General features: G+C 69.6%; 14 protein-coding genes. 6 read left to right on the forward strand and 8 right to left on the reverse strand.

Features of this window, described 5'->3' with window-relative positions; genetic code table 11:
- Nucleotides 1-19: 19 nt before the first annotated feature.
- The 3 genes from V8201_RS06830 to V8201_RS06840 all read right to left on the reverse strand — a co-directional run bounded on the left by V8201_RS06830 (nt 20) and on the right by V8201_RS06840 (nt 2,688).
- Nucleotides 20-739 (reverse strand): response regulator, encoded by a 720-nt coding sequence (locus V8201_RS06830; RefSeq protein ID WP_037530652.1) that lies wholly within the window; start codon nt 737-739, stop codon nt 20-22.
- A gap of 72 nt (nt 740-811) precedes the next feature.
- Complete coding sequence (locus V8201_RS06835; RefSeq protein ID WP_336544817.1) at nt 812-1,312, reverse strand: EF-hand domain-containing protein; 501 nt, start codon at nt 1,310-1,312, stop codon at nt 812-814.
- A 119-nt stretch (nt 1,313-1,431) separates the two neighbouring features.
- Entirely contained in the window at nt 1,432-2,688 is a 1,257-nt protein-coding gene (locus tag V8201_RS06840; protein WP_037530653.1) for a TetR/AcrR family transcriptional regulator, read from the reverse strand.
- A 152-nt stretch (nt 2,689-2,840) separates the two neighbouring features.
- On the opposite strand from V8201_RS06840, the gene V8201_RS06845 reads away from it, so the two are divergent.
- Genes V8201_RS06845 through V8201_RS06865 form a run of 5 tightly spaced genes read left to right on the forward strand, consistent with a single transcriptional unit; the run spans nt 2,841 to nt 8,193 of the window.
- The gene (locus V8201_RS06845; protein WP_336544818.1) at nt 2,841-4,106 is read left to right on the forward strand and encodes an acyl-CoA dehydrogenase family protein; all 1,266 of its coding nucleotides are present in this window, start codon (nt 2,841-2,843) and stop codon (nt 4,104-4,106) included.
- Complete coding sequence (locus V8201_RS06850; RefSeq protein ID WP_037530656.1) at nt 4,103-5,185, forward strand: Zn-dependent alcohol dehydrogenase; 1,083 nt, start codon at nt 4,103-4,105, stop codon at nt 5,183-5,185. Before V8201_RS06845 ends, V8201_RS06850 begins: the two co-directional genes overlap by 4 nt.
- The gene (locus V8201_RS06855; RefSeq protein WP_336544819.1) at nt 5,182-6,225 is read left to right on the forward strand and encodes a phosphotransferase family protein; all 1,044 of its coding nucleotides are present in this window, start codon (nt 5,182-5,184) and stop codon (nt 6,223-6,225) included. The genes V8201_RS06850 and V8201_RS06855 overlap by 4 nt, the downstream gene beginning before the upstream one ends.
- A 14-nt stretch (nt 6,226-6,239) precedes the next feature.
- Nucleotides 6,240-7,040, forward strand: a complete 801-nt coding sequence (locus V8201_RS06860; RefSeq protein WP_336544820.1) for an SDR family NAD(P)-dependent oxidoreductase — start codon at nt 6,240-6,242, stop codon at nt 7,038-7,040.
- 55 nt (nt 7,041-7,095) lie between these two features.
- Complete coding sequence (locus V8201_RS06865; RefSeq protein WP_336544821.1) at nt 7,096-8,193, forward strand: TonB family protein; 1,098 nt, start codon at nt 7,096-7,098, stop codon at nt 8,191-8,193.
- Here the strand turns inward: V8201_RS06865 and V8201_RS06870 are convergent.
- The 5 genes from V8201_RS06870 to V8201_RS06890 form a co-directional block, all read right to left on the reverse strand.
- Complete coding sequence (locus tag V8201_RS06870) at nt 8,187-9,032, reverse strand: acyl-CoA thioesterase (RefSeq protein ID WP_336544822.1); 846 nt, start codon at nt 9,030-9,032, stop codon at nt 8,187-8,189. The genes V8201_RS06865 and V8201_RS06870 overlap by 7 nt on opposite strands.
- A gap of 62 nt (nt 9,033-9,094) precedes the next feature.
- Nucleotides 9,095-10,222 carry an acyl-CoA dehydrogenase family protein gene (locus V8201_RS06875; RefSeq protein WP_336544823.1) on the reverse strand — a complete coding sequence of 376 codons (1,128 nt, stop codon included), beginning with the start codon at nt 10,220-10,222 and terminating at the stop codon, nt 9,095-9,097.
- Nucleotides 10,223-10,321: 99 nt separating this feature from the next.
- Entirely contained in the window at nt 10,322-11,512 is a 1,191-nt protein-coding gene (locus tag V8201_RS06880) for an acyl-CoA dehydrogenase family protein (protein WP_336544920.1), read from the reverse strand.
- A gap of 37 nt (nt 11,513-11,549) precedes the next feature.
- The gene (locus V8201_RS06885; RefSeq protein ID WP_336544824.1) at nt 11,550-13,562 is read right to left on the reverse strand and encodes a 3-hydroxyacyl-CoA dehydrogenase NAD-binding domain-containing protein; all 2,013 of its coding nucleotides are present in this window, start codon (nt 13,560-13,562) and stop codon (nt 11,550-11,552) included.
- Nucleotides 13,563-13,582: 20 nt separating this feature from the next.
- The gene (locus tag V8201_RS06890; RefSeq protein ID WP_336544825.1) at nt 13,583-14,803 is read right to left on the reverse strand and encodes a serine hydrolase domain-containing protein; all 1,221 of its coding nucleotides are present in this window, start codon (nt 14,801-14,803) and stop codon (nt 13,583-13,585) included.
- Between the two features lie 127 nt (nt 14,804-14,930).
- Between V8201_RS06890 and V8201_RS06895 the strand changes: the two genes are divergently transcribed.
- The gene (locus V8201_RS06895) at nt 14,931-16,661 is read left to right on the forward strand and encodes a class I adenylate-forming enzyme family protein (RefSeq protein WP_336544826.1); all 1,731 of its coding nucleotides are present in this window, start codon (nt 14,931-14,933) and stop codon (nt 16,659-16,661) included.
- The last annotated feature ends 25 nt before the right edge of the window (nt 16,662-16,686 follow it).

Consider the following 16,686-nt stretch of genomic DNA (forward strand, 5'->3'; position numbering starts at 1 on the left):
AGGCTGCGCGGCCACCATCTCACAGCCGCGTCACCTCCGCCGCCAGCGTATAGCCGCCGCCCCACACCGTCTTGATGATCTCGGGCAGCTTGGCGTCGGTCTCGATCTTGCGGCGCAGGCGGCTGATCTGATTGTCGATCGCGCGATCGAACGCCGCCGCCTCGCGCCCCTGCGTCAGGTCGAGCAACTGGTCGCGGGTCAGCACCTGCCGCGGCCGCGTCACCAGCGCGAGCAGCAGGTTATATTCGCCGGTCGACAGCGGCACCGACACGCCCTCGCGATCCACCAGGGCCCGCTCGCCGGTCTTGAGCACCCAGCCGGCGAAGGCATAGGAGCCGCTTTCCGGCGCATGCTGGCGCGCGCCGCCGGCGGTGAGGCGGCGCAGCACCACCTTGACCCGCGTCGCCAGTTCGCGCGGGGAGAAGGGCTTCACGACATAATCGTCGGCGCCCATCTCCAGCCCGACGATCCGGTCGGTCTCCTCCGCCTTGGCGGTGAGCAGGATCACCGGCGTGTCGCTGGTCGCGGCGATATGGCGGCAGAGCGACAGGCCGTCCTCGCCCGGCATCATCACGTCGAGGATGACGAGATCGATCGCATAAGCGGCAAGCCGCATCCGCGCGCTTTCCGCATCCGCCGACTGGGTGACGCGGAATCCCTGTTTGGTGAGATATTGCGCGAGCGGCTCGCGGATCGAACGCTCGTCGTCGACGAGCAGCAGGTGCGGCATGTCTCCCATCGCTTCGGCATTAGCCACGGCGCACCTCTCCTGCAAAGGCCGGACGGACCGAAGGCCCGTCCGATCCGTATCTTATTGCTCCGGCGGGGCGGGCGGCATGCCATTGTCGCGGGGGCCGCGCATCGGCCGCGCCGCGGCGAGTTCGGCCGCGTCGAGCCTGCCGTCATGGTTGGTGTCGAGCCGGTCGAAGCGTCGCCCGGCATGGTCGAGCGCTTGCGCACGGGTCATCGCCTCGGCGCCCTCGCGGGGCGGGCGGGCGCCGTCGCGCGGCGGCGGCGGCGCGTCACCGGCGCGGCGATCCCGGCCGCGCCATTGCGCCCGCATCGCGGCGCGGGCGGCCTCGCGTTCGTCCGGCGTCACCGTGCCGTCCTTGTTGGTGTCCATCGCGGTGAAGCGCGCATCCGCCTCCGCGAGCATCTCGGCCCGCGTGATGACGCCGTCGTGATCCGCGTCGAGCCGCATCATCCCGCCGCCTGCGCCGGGCGGGGGTGGCGGCGGCGGCGGCGTCTGCGCGCCCGCCGCGCCCGCGATCATGCCCGCGGCCATCATCGCCGCCAAAGTCCTGCGTATCACCTGCACCTCCACCCCGGCGGGGCCGATCCCCGTCCATCCGGTCTTGCCTATCGTAGGCGGGTGTCGCCGGCGTGTGTCGGCACGGGAGAAAAGTGTAACAAGCTGTCGCGGGCGGTCGGTCAGCCGCGGATCGCGCGATCGTCGAACAGACCGAACAGCAGCGTCGAGGCGTAGATGGCGACGGCGCGATCGCGCGGCATCGCCGCCGCCCATTTGCGCATGTCGAACGCGGCATTCTGCAACGCCATCAGCGCCTGCGCCGCGATCAGCGCATCGACCGCGCGGATCGATCCTTCGGCGATGCCGTCCATCATCGTGCCGGCGAAACGGCGCGCGATCCGGTTGGAGCGATCGACCATCGCGCTGCGCACCTCGCCCGGCAGGCCGGACAGCGCCGTCGTGCGGAGCAGCGGCGTACGCTCGGCGAACTGGACGTCGAGCAGCGTCGCGATCGTGCTGACCAGCCGCTGCCAGTGCGATCCGCCCGCGGCATCGGCCTGCCGCTGCGTGTCGGAGATGGTGTCGAAGCTGCGCCGGTAGCAGGCGATCACCAGATCGTCCTTGGCATCGAGATGATGGTAGAAGCTGCCCTTGGTGACGTTGAGCTCGGCGGCGATCCGCTGCACCGAGGCGCCGCGATAGCCGAGTTCGTTGATCAGCCGCGTCGCCGCGAGCAGGAAGGCGGCGCGGCCCGGCTCGCCCTCGTCGTGCGTCAGGTCGATCGGCTGCGGCGTCCAGGCCACGTCCGCGGCGGCGATGCCGGATTCGAACACGTCCATCAGCCGCGCCTCGACGCGGGCATATTCGTCGGGCTCGTAGCGGACCAGCCAGACCGGCAGCCAGAAGGTGTTTTCGAGCAGCACGTGCGCGCGGGCGCCGAACAGGTCGGTCTCGGCACGATTGGCCGGCGGGCCCCACAGGCCGCGCGTTCGCCGGAACACCTCGCGCCAGCGATTCAGCAATCGGGTACGGTTGGGTTCCTCGGTCGCGCGCAGATCGGACAGCACCGCCATGGCGCGTTCCTCGCCCCGCTGGACGCGCGTCAACCGTTCCATGTTGAGCGACAGATAGCGTCGGACGCGCTCGCGCGGCGTCGCGGCGGCATGCGCCTCGTCGATCATCGCGAGCAACTGATCGAGCGTATGCTCGAACGCGGCGGCGGCGAGATCTTCCTTGCGCTTGAAGTAATAAGTGACGCTGGTGGTGTTGAGGCCGACGCGGCGGGCGACGTCGGCGAAGGTCATGCCTTTGGCGCTCTGTTCGTTGATCGCCTCGGCGGCGGCGGCCAGGATCGCGTCGCGCTTGGCGCGGAAGCGCTTCGTGCCCGTCTCCTCATCATTGGTGACGCCGGTGGCGTCCGCCTCGCGTTGCTCCATGCCGCCCGTCTACCAATGCTGGTTTCGAAGAAACAGTGTTTTCTACATGCCTTGCCGATCCTCGCCCGGCGGGGCGAGGGGGCGCTGGTCGGCGCTTTACCGAATGTGCGGTATGGCCTAGACAATGGCGAGAGAACGGCTGGAGAGGTTGGATGGATTTCACGCTGAGCCAACGCGAGACCGAATTTCGCGACCGCGTGCGCGCCTTCATCGACGCCGAGATCCGCCCGCGCCGCGCCGAGCATGACGCCGAGGCGGCGAGCGGCGAGCGGTGGAAGGTGATCCCGACGATCGAGGCGTGCAAGGCCAAGGCCAGGGCGGCGGGGTTGTGGAACCTGTTCATGCCGCCGCATTCGGGGCAGGCGCATGTCGACGACCGCTTCGTGTTCGAAGGCACGCAGCTCACCAACCTCGAATATGCCTTGTGCGCGGAAGAGATGGGGCGGATCGACTGGGCGGCGGAGGTGTTCAACTGCTCCGCGCCCGACACCGGCAATATGGAGGTGCTGCACCGCTACGGCACGCTGGCGCAGAAACAGCGTTGGCTCGCGCCGCTGATGCACGGCGAGATCCGCTCGGCCTTCCTGATGACCGAGCCGGCGGTCGCCTCGTCCGACGCGACCAACATCGAAACCTCGATGGTCCGCGACGGCGATCACTACGTCATCAACGGCCGCAAATGGTGGTCGAGCGGGGTCGGCGATCCGCGGTGCCGCATCGCGATCGTCATGGGCAAGACCGATCCCGACGCGCCGCGCCACGCGCAGCAGAGCATGATCCTGGTGCCGATGGACACGCCCGGCGTGACGATCGAGCGGATGCTCAGCGTCTACGGCTATGACCATGCGCCGCACGGCCATGGCGAGGTGGTGCTGCGCGACGTGCGCGTGCCGGTCGATCACATGCTGCTTGGCGAGGGGCGGGGGTTCGAGATCGCGCAGGGGCGGCTGGGGCCGGGCCGCATCCATCATTGCATGCGGACGATCGGCGTCGCCGAGACCGCGATCGAGGCGATGGCGCGGCGGCTGCTCGGCCGCGTCGCCTTCGGCAAGCGGATCGCCGATCAGTCGGTGTGGGAGCAGCGCATCGCCAAGGCGCGGATCGATATCGAGATGACGCGGCTGCTCTGCCTCAAGGCGGCGGACATGATGGACCGCGCCGGCAACAAATCGGCGCAGCTCGAAATCGCGATGATCAAGGTCGCCGCACCGACCATGGCCTTGCAGATCCTCGACGACGCGATCCAGGCGCATGGCGGCGGCGGCGTGTCGCAGGACTTCCACCTCGCCCATGCCTGGGCGGCGATGCGGACGCTGCGCTTCGCCGACGGCCCCGACGAGGTGCACAATCGCGCGATCGCCCGCGCCGAATTCGGCCGCCACGCCGATGCTGCGGCCCCGCGGCCCGACCGGCGATGAAGGCGGCGGTGCTCCACGCGGCGGGCGCGCCGCTGACGATCGAGGACGTCACCGTCGCCGATCCGCTGCCGCACGAGGTGCTGATCCGCACCTGCGCGGTCGGCGTCTGCCGGTCCGACCTGCATTTCGTCGACGGCGTCTATCCGCATGCGCTGCCGACAATTCCCGGCCACGAGGCGGCGGGGATCGTCGAGGCTGTCGGCAGCGAGGTGCGCACGGTCAAGGTCGGCGATCCGGTCGTCACCTGCCTGTCCGCCTATTGCGGGCAATGCGAATTCTGCGTCACCGGGCGGATGGCGCTGTGCGTCGATGCCGCGGTGCGCCGGCCGAAGGGCGCGCCGCCGCGGCTGATGCTCGGCGACAGACCGGTCGCGCAGATGCTCAACCTGTCCGCCTATGCCGAGCTGATGCTCGTCCACGACCATGCCTGCGTCGCGATCGATCCGGCGATGCCGCTCGACCGCGCCGCGCTGCTCGGCTGCGCGGTGACGACCGGCGCGGGCGCGGTGTTCAACACCAGCGACGTGACGCCCGGCGAGACGGTGTGCGTGATCGGCTGCGGCGGCATCGGCCTCGCCGCGGTCAATGCCGCGCGGATCGCCGGCGCCGGACGGATCATCGCGCTCGATCCGGTCGCGGAGAAGCGCGCGCTCGCCGAGCAGCTGGGCGCGACGCACAGCCTGGACGCGGCCGATCCGACCGCGGCGGATGCGGTGATCGCGCTGACCCGCGGCGGTGTCCATCATGCCATCGAGGCGGTCGGCCGCACCGACAGTGCCGCGACCGCGGTCAAGGTGCTGCGCCGCGGCGGTACCGCGACGATCCTCGGCATGCTGCCGCCGGGCGAGCGGGTCGGCCTGTCCGCGATCGACCTGCTGTCGGGCAAGCGGTTGCAGGGCGGGCTGATGGGCAGCAACCGCTTTCCGGTCGATATCCCGCGGCTGGTCGATTTCTATCTGCGCGGCCTGCTCGACCTCGATACGATCATCGCCGAACGGCTGCCGCTGGCGCGGATCAACGATGCGTTCGCGACCCTGCGGCAGGGCGATGCGACGCGCACCGTGATCACCTTCGCATGACCGACACCATCCCCGTCGCCGACAAGGATCGGCTCGACCTCGCCCGGCTCACCCCCTGGCTGGAGGCGAACGTCGCCGACTTCGCCGGGCCGATCCGCTATGCCAAATTCGCCGGCGGCCAGTCCAACCCGACCTATCGGATCGACAGCCCGTCGGGCGCCTATGTGCTGCGGCGCAAGCCCTTCGGGTCGCTGCTGCCCTCCGCCCATGCGGTCGATCGCGAATTCCGGTTGATCGCCGGCCTGCATCCGACCGGCTTCCCGGTCGCGCGACCCTATGCCCTGTGCCACGACGAAGGCGTGATCGGCGCGGTCTTCTACGTCATGGCGCTGGTCGATGGCCGATCGCTGTGGGACGGCACGCTGCCGGACCACGCGCCGGCCGAGCGCATGGCGCTCTACGAGGCGATGGTCGATACGCTCGCCGACCTGCACGCCGTCGACTATGTCGCGGCGGGGCTCGGCGATTACGGACGGCCGGGCAATTATTTCGCGCGCCAGGTCGAGCGCTGGACGCGGCAGTATCGCGCCAGCGAGACCGAGCCGATGCCGGAGGTGGAGCGGCTGATCGACTTCCTGCCGCGCACCGTGCCCGAACAGACACGCACCGCGATCGTCCACGGCGACTATCGCATCGACAATATGATCTTCGCCCCCGCCGAACCGCGGGTGACGGCGGTGCTCGACTGGGAATTGTCGACGCTCGGCGATCCGCTCGCCGATTTCTCCTACTTCCTGATGAGCTGGGTGACCGAGCCGGAGGGACGGTCGGGGGTGAAGGGGCAGACCGGTGCCGCCACCGGCATCCCGACCATGGAGCAGGTGGTGGCGCGCTATTGCGCGCGGACCGGTCGTGACGGGATGCCCGACCTCAACTGGTATTTCGCCTATAATCTGTTCCGGCTGACCGGCATCGTCCAGGGCATCAAGAAGCGCATCGTCGACGGCACCGCATCGAGCGCGCAGGCGGAACGGTCCGCGGCGCAGGTCCATCGGCTCGCCGCGGCGAGCTGGCAGTTCGCGCAGGCGGCCGGCGCGTGACTTCGGGAGGACAGATGGCACGCTTCGACGGCAGATCGATCCTCGTCACCGGCGCCGGCAGCGGCATCGGCCGCGCCGCCGCGGTCGCCTTCGCCGCCGAGGGGGGACAGGTGATCGTCGCCGATCGCAGCGACGCGGGCGAGGCGGTCGCCGCCGCCATCGCCGACGCCGGCGGCATCGCGCGCGCGATCCGCATCGACGCGGGTGACGAGGGTGACGTGCAGCGCGCGATGGCACTTGCCGACAGCGCGTTCGGCGGGCTCGACATCGTCTTCGCCAATGCCGGTATCTCGGGCGGCATGGCGAATATCTTCGACACCGATGTCGCGCTGATCGGCGAGGTGCTGCGCGTCAATCTGATCGGGCCGTTCCTCGCGATCAAGCACGGCGCACCGCGGATCGCCGCGCGCGGCGGCGGCGCGATCGTGCTGACCGCGAGCGTCGCCGGCTTGCGCTCGGGCGCGGGATCGCCGGCCTATTCGGCGTCCAAGGCGGGGGTGATCAACCTCGCCGCGGTCGCCGCGCAGCAATTGTCGGGGAGCAACGTGCGCGTCAACGCGCTCTGCCCCGGCCTGACCGAGACCGGCATGACCCGGCCGGTGTTCGACTTCGCGCGTGACGCCGGCAAGGGCGACCGGCTCGGCCGGCTCAATCCGCTGCGCCGCGGCGCGCAGCCGGAGGAGCTGGCGCGGGTCGCGCTGTTCCTCGCCTCCGACGAGGCGAGCTACGTCAACGGCCAGGCGATCGTGGTGGACGGCGGACTGTCGTCGAGCCACCCGGTGACGCGCCAGGACTATGGCAAGACCGCGGTATGACAGGCCCGGAGGGAAGTGACTTGCCACCGTCATCATCGCGGCGCAGCCTGTGGCCATGATCCCGCTGCTCGCCGCCGCCTTGCTGCCCACCGTACCGCCGGCTCCGCCGATCGAGTCGAACCGGCAGGCGCTGCTGCGCTGGGTGATGAGCCCCGTCCTCTGCCACGGCGGCGAGCGGGTCGTCGCCGAGCGGGTGGTGCGGGCGGCTGATCCGCAGGCGGCGATGGTTTCGAGCGGCATGCCAGCCCTGACCCCGGTGGCGATCGACTTCCGTATCGATGCCGCCGGCCGTCCGCTGTCGATCACCCCGGTCCGCGCCGGCTGGCGCGCCTATGGCGAGGATGTCGTCCCCGCGCTGGCCGCGGCGCGCTTCGCGGCGGGCGTGGAACGCGCGCGTTGCACCGTCACCTTCACGCCGCATGTCGAGCCGCTGGCCACGGCACCGGTCGCCGAGCTGATCGCTTATGCCGCGACGACCCCGAACATGCCGCGCGAAATGTGGGCGAAGCTGCTCCCCGCGGGCGCGGATTGCAGCGATCCCGAGCCCGAGGTGCTGCTGCGCGCCTTTCCGTCGTTCAAGTCGCTGCCCGCCCAGCCGGGATATGTCAGCACGACGATGGTCGGTTATGACATCGCCGCGAACGGCAAGCCGGTACGGCCGCACCCCATCGTTGCAAGCGGATCGCCGGCGCTCGACGCGGCGGCGCTGACCGCGGTATCGCGTTCCCGCTTCGAACGCGGGGCGCGGCACGGCTGCGCCTTCCGCTATTGGAAGGGCGCGACGCCGCTCGCCGCGCCGCCCGCGCCCGAAGAGGCGAGCGTCCGTCCCGCCGATGCAACCTGCCCGCTGACGCATGAGTATGAGCGCAAGCCGGTACTGCGCTATCCCGCCGCCTATAATCGCCGCACCATCGAAGGCTGGGCGATCATCGCCTTCGATGTCGCCTCTTGGGGGCAGACCGGCAATATCCGCGTGCTCGCCAGCGAACCGTCGACCGATTTCGCCGAGGCGGCGACGCAGATGGTCCGCGGGGTTACGATGCCGCCGTCGCCGCATGGCTATACCGGCTGTATCGAGCGCGTCTTCTACCGGATCCGCAAGCCCGGCGAGCGTCCGAACGCCGCCGATCCGCTTCCGCCGGTCCTTTATTGACCGCGCCGGCGCATCAGCCCTTCCTGCGCGACGCTCGCCACCAGCCGGCCGTCGCGGGTGAAGATGCTGCCGCGGTTCATGCCGCGGGCGTGGCCCGCCCAGGGGCTGTCGGTGGTGTAGAGCAGCCATTCATCGGCGCGAAACGGTTCGTGCAACCATAGCGCATGGTCGAGGCTGGCGCATTGCATCTCCGGCATCAGCCAGTTGACGCCGTGCGGCATCATCGCCGTCGCCATCAGCGCCATGTCCGAGGCGTAGGCGAGCGCGGCCCGGTGCAGTTGCGGGTCGTCGCCGATCGGTGCGGCGACGCGGAACCAGGCGGCGTTGCTCGGCTCGCGTTTGACCGGCTGGAACCAGCTGCGCGGATAGAGCGGCCGCATCTCGATCGCATTCTGGCGGCGCAGGAAGAAGGCGCGAACCTTCTCGGGCACCTGATCGGCGATGGCGAGGCGCAGCTCCTGTTCCGATTTGAGCGCCTCGGGCGGCGGCACGTCGGGCATCGCATTCTGATGGTGGAAGCCGTCTTCGGGCAGCTGGAAGGAGGCGGCGAGGTTGAGGATCGGCTGCCCCTTCTGCAACGCGACGACGCGCCGGGTCGCGAAGCTGCGCCCTTCGAAGTCGCGGATGACGCGGAAGACGATCGGGAAATCCTCGTCGCCCGCGCGCATGAAATAGGCGTGGAGCGAATGTGCGGCCTTGTCCTCGACCGACCGCTGTGCCGCCTGCAACGCCTGTGCGATCACCTGACCGCCGAACACCCGCCCGCGGCCGCCCGGCTGGCGCGCGCCGCGATACAGGTCGGTGTCGATTTCCTCGACATCGAGCAGCGTCACCAGCATCGCCGCCAGCTCGTCCGGCGTTTTCCGGGGCGGTCCCGAGTGTGAAGAAGCCGTTTCGTCCATCAATATCCCGCATGCCTCGCCAGACGATCGGCGTGGAAGCCGACGTCGCCGAACAGTTCCGCGAGCACCCGCGCCCGCTTCATGTAGAAGCCGACGTCATACTCATCCGTCATGCCGATGCCACCATGCATCTGAATGGCTTCCTGTACCGACAGCGTCGTCGCCATGCCGGTCATCGCCTTGGCGACCGACACCGCCTCGTCGGCGCGATCGCTGCCCGCATCGAGCAATTGCTGCGCCTTGAGCACCGCGGCGCGCGCCACCTCCATCTCGCTGTACAGATGCGCGGCGCGATGCTGCAGCGCCTGGAAGCTGCCGATCGTCGTGCCGAACTGCTTGCGCTCCTTCAGATAGCCGACGGTCATGTCCATCGCGCCGCCGCCGACGCCGACCAGTTCCGCCGCCGCGCCCGTCCGACCGGCGCGGAGCAGGCGGCCGAGCGGGTCACGGCCGGCGTCGACCTCGCCGATCACCGCATCGGCATCGACCTCGACGCCCTCGAAGCGCAGGCGCGCGGCGAGGCTGGCGTCGGCGAGCCGCTCGGGCGTCGCGGTCAGTCCGGCCGCATCGCGCGGGACCGCGAACAGCGTGACGCCGTCCTGATCGTCGGCGCCGCCGGCGGTGCGTGCCGCGACGATCAGCAGGTCGGCGACATGGCCGTGGGCGACGAACTGTTTGGCGCCGGTGAGGCGGAAGCCGTTGCCGGCCCGTTCGGCGGTCATCGCGATCCGGTCGCGATGCTTCGGCCCCTCGTCGATCGCCAGCGCCGCGATCGCGTCGCCGACCGCGATCCGCGGCAGCCATTCGCCCGCCTGCGCGCTGCCCTGCAAGGCCGCCACCGCCGCCACCGCGGTCGACAGGAAGGGCGACGGGGAGAGGTTGCGGCCGATCTCCTCCAGCACCACGCCCGCCTCGACATGGCCGAGGCCGAGGCCGCCATGCGCCTCGTCGATCAGGATGCCGGTGAAGCCCATCTCGGCGAACTGCTTCCACAGGTCGCGCGAGAAGCCGGTCGGGTCGTTGGCGTCACGCAGGCCACGCAGATGCGCGACCGGGGCATGTTCGGCGACGAAGTCCTTGGCGGTGTCGCGGAGCATCGTCTGTTCGTCGTTGAGGTAGAGAGGCATGGTTGCATTCCCGTGTTCCGGCGGAGGCCGGAACCCAGGGTTCCGGGCGTGCCGCTTCATGGCCCTGGGCTCCTGCTTCCGCAGGAGCCCGATCTCGCTCTAGGTGCCCGGCAGCTCGAGGATGCGCTTGGCGATGATGTTGAGCTGGATCTCGCTGGTTCCGCCCTCGATCGAATTGGCCTTGGTGCGCAGCCAGGCGCGCGGCACCGCCCCGGTGCGCGAGCGTTCGCTCTCCCACTCCAGGGCGTCCGAGCCGCCCGCCGCCATCATCAGCTCGTGGCGGTCCTTGTTCAGCTCGGTGCCGACATATTTCATCATGCTCGGCTGGGCGGGATGGGCGAGCCCGGCCTTGAGTTCGTCGATGAACCGCTCGCTCATCGCACCGAACGCCTTGGCGCGCACCTCGAACAGCGCGATCTGCGTACGCAGCACCGGATCGGCGAGGCGGCCGTCAGCATCGACGCCGATGGTGGCGATCGCCCCCTCGACCAGCGGATTGCGCCCGCCGCCGCCGAGGCCCATGCCGCTGATCATCTCGCGCTCGTGGCCGAGGAGGTATTTGGCGACGTCCCAGCCCTTGTTCTCGTCGTGGATGCGATTGGCCTTGGGCACCTTCACGTCGTCGAAGAAGGTCTCGCAGAAAGGCGAATAGCCGCTGATCAGCAGGATCGGCTTGGTCGAGACGCCGGGCGTCGCCATGTCGAACAGCACGAAGCTGATCCCGCCCTGCTTCGATTCCTTGCTGGTACGCACCAGGCAGAAAATCCAGTCGGCCTTGTCGGCATAGCTGGTCCACACCTTCTGGCCGTTGACAATATAATGATCGCCGCCGTCCTCCGCACTGGTGGCGAGGCCGGCGAGGTCGCTGCCGGCATTGGGTTCGGAATAGCCCTGGCACCAGCGGATCTCGCCGCGTGCGATCTTGGGCAGGTGCTCCAGCTTCTGCGCCTCGGTGCCGTATTTGAGCAGCGCCGGCCCAAGCATCGAGATGCCGAACGAATTGAGCGGGTTGCGCGCGCGGATCGCCGCCATCTCCTCGCGCAGCACCTTGGTCTCTGCCGCGGACAGGCCGCCGCCGCCATAGGCCGCGGGCCAGTCGGGCACGGTCCAGCCGCGCTCCGCCATCGCCTTCAGCCATTGCGCCTGCGGCGGGTTGGCGGCGGGATCGTAGCGCCGCCCGCCCCAGCAGATGTCGGCGTCGGAGCGCACCGGCTCGCGCATCTCGGGCGGGCAATGGTCCGCCAGCCAGGCGCGGGTCTGGGTGCGGAAGGTGTCGAGGTCGGTCATAATGTCCTCTCCCTGCGGATCGCTGGCGCGATCGCGATCGTTACTTGATGCTGCCGCTCTTCAGGCTCTGCGCGACCGTGAAGCCATGCTTCTCCAGCCCGGCGACGACCTTGTCGTAACCCTCGGTCTTCGCCCAGAACATCGGGCCGCCGCGATAGACCGGCCAGCCATAGCCGTAGATCCACACGACATCGACGTCGGACGCGCGCTGCGCCTTGCCTTCCTCCAGGATCAGCGCGCCTTCGTTGACCATCGGGTAGAGCGTGCGTTCGACGATCTCCTCGTCGGTCACCTCGTGCTGCGGCGTGCCGGTCTTGTCGCGCCAGTCCTGGATGATCTCGGCGACGCGCGGCGAGGGGGACGGATTGCGCTTTTCGTCATAGTCGTAGAAGCCGGCTTGGCGTTTCTGGCCCCAGCGCCCTTCGGCGGCGAGCGCGTCGCGGACGTTCTCGATCCGGTTCGGGTCGCGGTGCCAGCCGATGTCGACGCCGGCGAGGTCGGCCATCTGGAACGGCCCCATCGGCATGCCGAAGGCGACGTGGACGCGGTCGATCTGCTCGGGCGTCGCGCCTTCGAGCAGCAGCTTGTTGGCCTCGACCTGCCGCGGCATCAGCATGCGGTTGCCGATGAAGCCATAAGTGACGCCCGCGACCACCGCGACCTTGCGGATCGTCTTGGCGAGCGCCATCACCGTCGCGAGCACGTCCGGCGCGGTCTTGGCGCCGCGCACCACCTCGAGCAGCTTCATCACATTGGCGGGCGAGAAGAAGTGCATGCCGAGCACGTCCTGCGGCCGGCTGGTGCAGGCGGCGATCGCGTCGATGTCGAGATAGGAGGTGTTCGAAGCAAGGATCGCGCCCGGCTTGGCGATGCCGTCGAGCCGGCCGAAGATCTCCTGCTTGACCGCCATCGTCTCATACACCGCCTCGATCACCAGATCGCAGTCGACGAGCGCATCGAAGTCGAGCGTCGGGGTCAGCGCCGCCATCGCGGTGTCGACCTGTCCCGACGTCATCCGCCCCTTGGCGGCGGTCGCCTCGTAATTCCTGCGGATCACGCCGGTGCCGCGGTCGAGCGCCTCCTGCGCCATCTCGACGATCGTCACCGGAATGCCCGCCGACAGGAAGTTCATCGCGATGCCGCCGCCCATCGTGCCCGCGCCGATCACGCCGACGCGCCTGATCGGGCGCAGCGGCGTGTCGGCCGGCACGTCGTCGATCTTCGCGGCTTGCCGTTCGGCGAAGAAGATATGGCGCTGGGCGGCCGACTGGTTGCCGGTCATCAGCCGCAGGAATTCCTTCCGTTCGAAGGCGATGCCCTGGTCGAACGGCACTTCGGTCGCCTTGACGACGCAGGCGATGTTGGCGGCGGGCGCGTCGAAGCTGCGGAAGCGGCGGGCATTCTCCTTCTGGAAGGCGGCGACCGCCTCGGGATCGGGCTGCACCGCGCGTTCTGAGGCGCGCGGGATCGGCCGCACCGCCTTCACCTCGCCGGCGAAAGCGATGGCGTCGGCGGCGAGGCTGTCCTCGCCGACGATCCGGTCGATCAGGCCCGCCTCCTGCGCCCGCTTGGCGGAGATCGGGTCGCCCTTGGCGGTCATCTCCAGCGCCAGCCGCACGCCGGCGAGCCGCGGCAGCCGCTGCGTACCGCCCGCGCCGGGCAGCAGGCCGAGCTTGACCTCCGGCGTGCCGATCTTGGCGGAGGGCACGGCGACCCGGTAATGGCAGCCGAGCGCGACCTCGCAGCCGCCGCCCAAGGCGGTGCCGTGGATCGCCGCGACGACGGGCTTGCTGCTCGCCTCGATCCGGTCGACGACGGTGGGCAGCATCGGCTCGACCGGGGGCTTGCCGAATTCGGTGATGTCGGCGCCGGCGAAGAAGGTGCGGCCGTCGCAGCGGATCACCATCGCGGCGATCGCGCCGTCCGCCTCGCCCTCCTCGATCGCCGCTTCGAGACCCTGGCGGACCGCGGCGCCGAGCGCGTTGACCGGCGGATTGTCGGCGATGATGACGAGCACGTCGCCATGGCGTTCGGTGCGGATCGGCGAGGTCATTCGGGCATCCTTCCTAAGGGTCAATCGAGCGCCGCGTAGAGCATCGTCTTGAGCTCACGGCGGATCGGATAGAGGCTCGACGGCGTGAACTGCGTCATGAACACCATGTGCAGCCGCTCGACGGGATCGATGAAGAAGGCGGTGGAGAAGATGCCGCCCCAATAATATTCGCCGACGCTGCCGGGGAGCATCGATCGCGCCACGTCCTGCGTCACCGCAAAGCCGAGCCCGAAGCCGGTGCCGGCATTGTGCGCCTCGCTGAACAGCGAGCGCGACAGGCTGGCGAGATCGCCGCCGCCGGGCAGATGGTTCATCCGCATCAGCTCCAGCGTCTTGCGGCCGAGGATGCGCGCGCCGTCGAGCGTGCCGCCCTGTTCGCACATCCGGCAGAAGCGGTGATAGTCGAGCGCGGTCGAGACGAGGCCGCCGCCGCCCGACAGCAGGCGCGGCGGCTTCGCCCAGGCGCTCTGCGCGCCGCGATCGTAGAGGACGCGCTCGCCGTCGGCGTTGAGGGCATAGCAATCGGTGAGCCGGTCGATCTTGTCGGGCGGCACGTGGAAGCCGGTATCGTCCATGCCGAGCGGCGCGAAAATCCGCTCGCGCAGCACGACGTCGAGCGTCTGCCCGGTCAGCCGCTCGATGACCGCGCCGAGCACGTCGGTGGCGACCGAATAATTCCATCCCTCGCCGGGCGGGAATTCGAGCGGCAGCCGGGCGAGCGCGGCGACGAAGCCGTCGAGGTCCTGTTCGCCGTGCCAGCGCTCCAGCCGCTGCGCGCGATAGGCGGCGTCGATGTTGGAACGGTTCTGGAAGCCGTAGGTCAGGCCCGCGGTATGGCGCAGCAGATCGAGCATGCGCATCGGCGTGGCGGGCGGACGGGTGACGAAGGGCATGCCGCCGCCGCCGCTCTGATAGACGCCGGTGTCGGCGAAGGCGGGCAGCACATCGTGCACCGGCGTATCGAGCGCGACCAGCCCCGATTCGACCAGCGTCATGAACGCCACCGAGGTGATCGGCTTGGTCATCGAGGCGATGCGGAACAGCGACCCCTCGTTCACCGCCGCGCCGCCCTCGCGCGCCGCACCCAGGTGCGAAAAATGGACGATCCCGCCGTCACGCGCGACGAGCAGCTGCGCGTGCGGCAGCAGACCAGTGTCGAGGTACCGCGCCTTTACAAAGGCATCGATCGCGGCGAGGCGTGCCGCCGATAGGCCGTGCCGGGGATGTGACGGCGCTGTCATGTGGTTGCCATACCCCATTTTCTAACTCGCGTTCCATATCGCCTTGAGTGAAGCCGGAATCAACAGTAACCTTTCGTCGAATTCGAACAGGGGGCCGGCGTTTCTCGGCCGACCGAAGGGACGTGGCATGGCGGCGGGAACGGGGCAGGGCTGGCCGGCGATGACGATGGCGGAGGTGCGCGATGCGCTCACCGCGCCGGGCGCGCGCTTCGAGATGGAGGAGGTGGCGATCGACGGCATCGCGACCCGGACATGGAAGAACGCACCCGCCTCGCTCGCCGCGCTGCTCGCCGCGAGCCGGGGGCAGGGCGAGCGGACCTTCCTCGTGCTCGACGACGATCGCGTCAGCTATGCGGCGCATCACCGCGCGGTGGCGGCGCTGGCCGGGCATCTCGTCGCGCTCGGCATCGGCCGCGGCGATCGCGTCGCGCTGGCGATGCGCAACCTGCCCGAATGGCCGATGGTGTTCTTCGCGATCGGCGCGATCGGCGCGATCGTCGTTCCGCTCAACGCCTGGTGGAGCGCGGACGAGCTCGATTTCGCCCTGCGCGACTCGGGCGCACGCCTGCTGATCTGCGACGGCGAACGATTGGCGCGGCTCGCCACGCCCCTGTCGGCCTTGCCGGAGCTGCCGGTCATCGTGACGCGATCGGCGGCGCCGGGGCGGGCGGTGCGGCTCGAATCGCTGATCGGCGCTCCGGCGGACTGGGCCGGTCTTGCCGATGCCGACCTGCCGCAGGTGGGAATCGCGCCCGACGATGCCGCGGCGATCTTCTACACCAGCGGCACCACCGGGCGGCCCAAGGGCGCGGTGCTCAGCCATCGCAATCTCGCCAGCAACGTCCTGTCGAACGGCTATGCCGCGGCGCGCGTCTGCCTGCGCCGGGGGGAGATCCCGCCCGAGCCGGCGCCGCGCGTCGCGCTGATGGTCATCCCCTTCTTCCACGTCACCGGCTGTTCGGCGTCGCTGCTGCCGCTGGTGGCGACGGGATCGACGATCGTGCTGATGCCGAAGTGGGACGCGACCCAGGCGCTCGGCCTGATCGAGCGCGAGCGCGTCACCACCACCGGCGGCGTGCCGACGATCGCCTGGCAGTTGCTCGAACATCCCGACCGGGCGCGCTACGATCTCTCCTCGCTGGAGGCGATCGCTTATGGCGGCGCGCCGTCGGCGCCCGACCTCGTCCGCCGCATCCGCAGCGATCTCAGCGCGGCGCCGGGAAACGGCTGGGGGATGACCGAGACGACCGCGACGGTCACCTCGCTCGCGGCGGAGGATTATCTGCATCGGCCCGACAGCGCGGGCGCGCCGGTCGCCGTCGCCGATCTGGCCATCCGCGACGCGGACGGGATCACCGACCTGCCGCCGGGCACGCTCGGCGAATTGTGGGCGCGCGGGCCGATGGTGGTGCGCGGCTATTGGAACCGCCCGGAGGAGAGCGCCGCGACCTTCGTCGACGGCTGGGTGCGGACCGGCGATATCGCCCGAATCGATACGGAGGGCTTTCTGTTCATCGCCGACCGCGCCAAGGACGTGATCATCCGCGGCGGCGAGAACATCTATTCGATCGAGGTCGAGAATGTCCTCTATGCGCATCCGTCGGTCACCGACGCGGCGCTGATCGGGGTGCCGCACCGGACGCTCGGCGAGGAGCCGGTCGCGGTGGTGCATCTCTGCCCCGGCTGCACCGCCGATGCGGCGGAATTGCAGGCGTTCGTCCGCGCCCGGCTCGCCGGCTTCAAGGTACCGGTGGCGATCCGCTTCATGACCACGCCGCTGCCGCGCAATGCCAGCGGCAAGATCCTGAAAAGCGAGCTCAAGCATTGCTTCGTCACGGAGCAGGCGGACACCGCCTGACGATGCGGCAAGAAGCAGGATGGCG

This window comes from Sphingomonas kyungheensis (assembly GCF_037120395.1).
Classification (GTDB): Bacteria; Pseudomonadota; Alphaproteobacteria; order Sphingomonadales; family Sphingomonadaceae; genus Sphingomonas; species Sphingomonas kyungheensis.

Excerpts from the sequence above, each read along its gene's own strand:
- V8201_RS06855 (WP_336544819.1), top strand. The coding sequence starts at position 5,182 with ATGACCGACACCATCCCCGTCGCCGACAAGGATCGGCTCGACCTCGCC.
- V8201_RS06830 (WP_037530652.1), bottom strand. The coding sequence starts at position 739 with ATGGGAGACATGCCGCACCTGCTGCTCGTCGACGACGAGCGTTCGATC.
- V8201_RS06840 (WP_037530653.1), bottom strand. The coding sequence starts at position 2,688 with ATGGAGCAACGCGAGGCGGACGCCACCGGCGTCACCAATGATGAGGAG.
- V8201_RS06865 (WP_336544821.1), top strand. The coding sequence starts at position 7,096 with ATGATCCCGCTGCTCGCCGCCGCCTTGCTGCCCACCGTACCGCCGGCT.
- V8201_RS06860 (WP_336544820.1), top strand. The coding sequence starts at position 6,240 with ATGGCACGCTTCGACGGCAGATCGATCCTCGTCACCGGCGCCGGCAGC.
- V8201_RS06890 (WP_336544825.1), bottom strand. The coding sequence starts at position 14,803 with ATGACAGCGCCGTCACATCCCCGGCACGGCCTATCGGCGGCACGCCTC.
- V8201_RS06845 (WP_336544818.1), top strand. The coding sequence starts at position 2,841 with ATGGATTTCACGCTGAGCCAACGCGAGACCGAATTTCGCGACCGCGTG.
- V8201_RS06895 (WP_336544826.1), top strand. The coding sequence starts at position 14,931 with ATGGCGGCGGGAACGGGGCAGGGCTGGCCGGCGATGACGATGGCGGAG.
- V8201_RS06850 (WP_037530656.1), top strand. The coding sequence starts at position 4,103 with ATGAAGGCGGCGGTGCTCCACGCGGCGGGCGCGCCGCTGACGATCGAG.
- V8201_RS06870 (WP_336544822.1), bottom strand. The coding sequence starts at position 9,032 with ATGCTGGTGACGCTGCTCGATGTCGAGGAAATCGACACCGACCTGTAT.
- V8201_RS06875 (WP_336544823.1), bottom strand. The coding sequence starts at position 10,222 with ATGCCTCTCTACCTCAACGACGAACAGACGATGCTCCGCGACACCGCC.
- V8201_RS06885 (WP_336544824.1), bottom strand. The coding sequence starts at position 13,562 with ATGACCTCGCCGATCCGCACCGAACGCCATGGCGACGTGCTCGTCATC.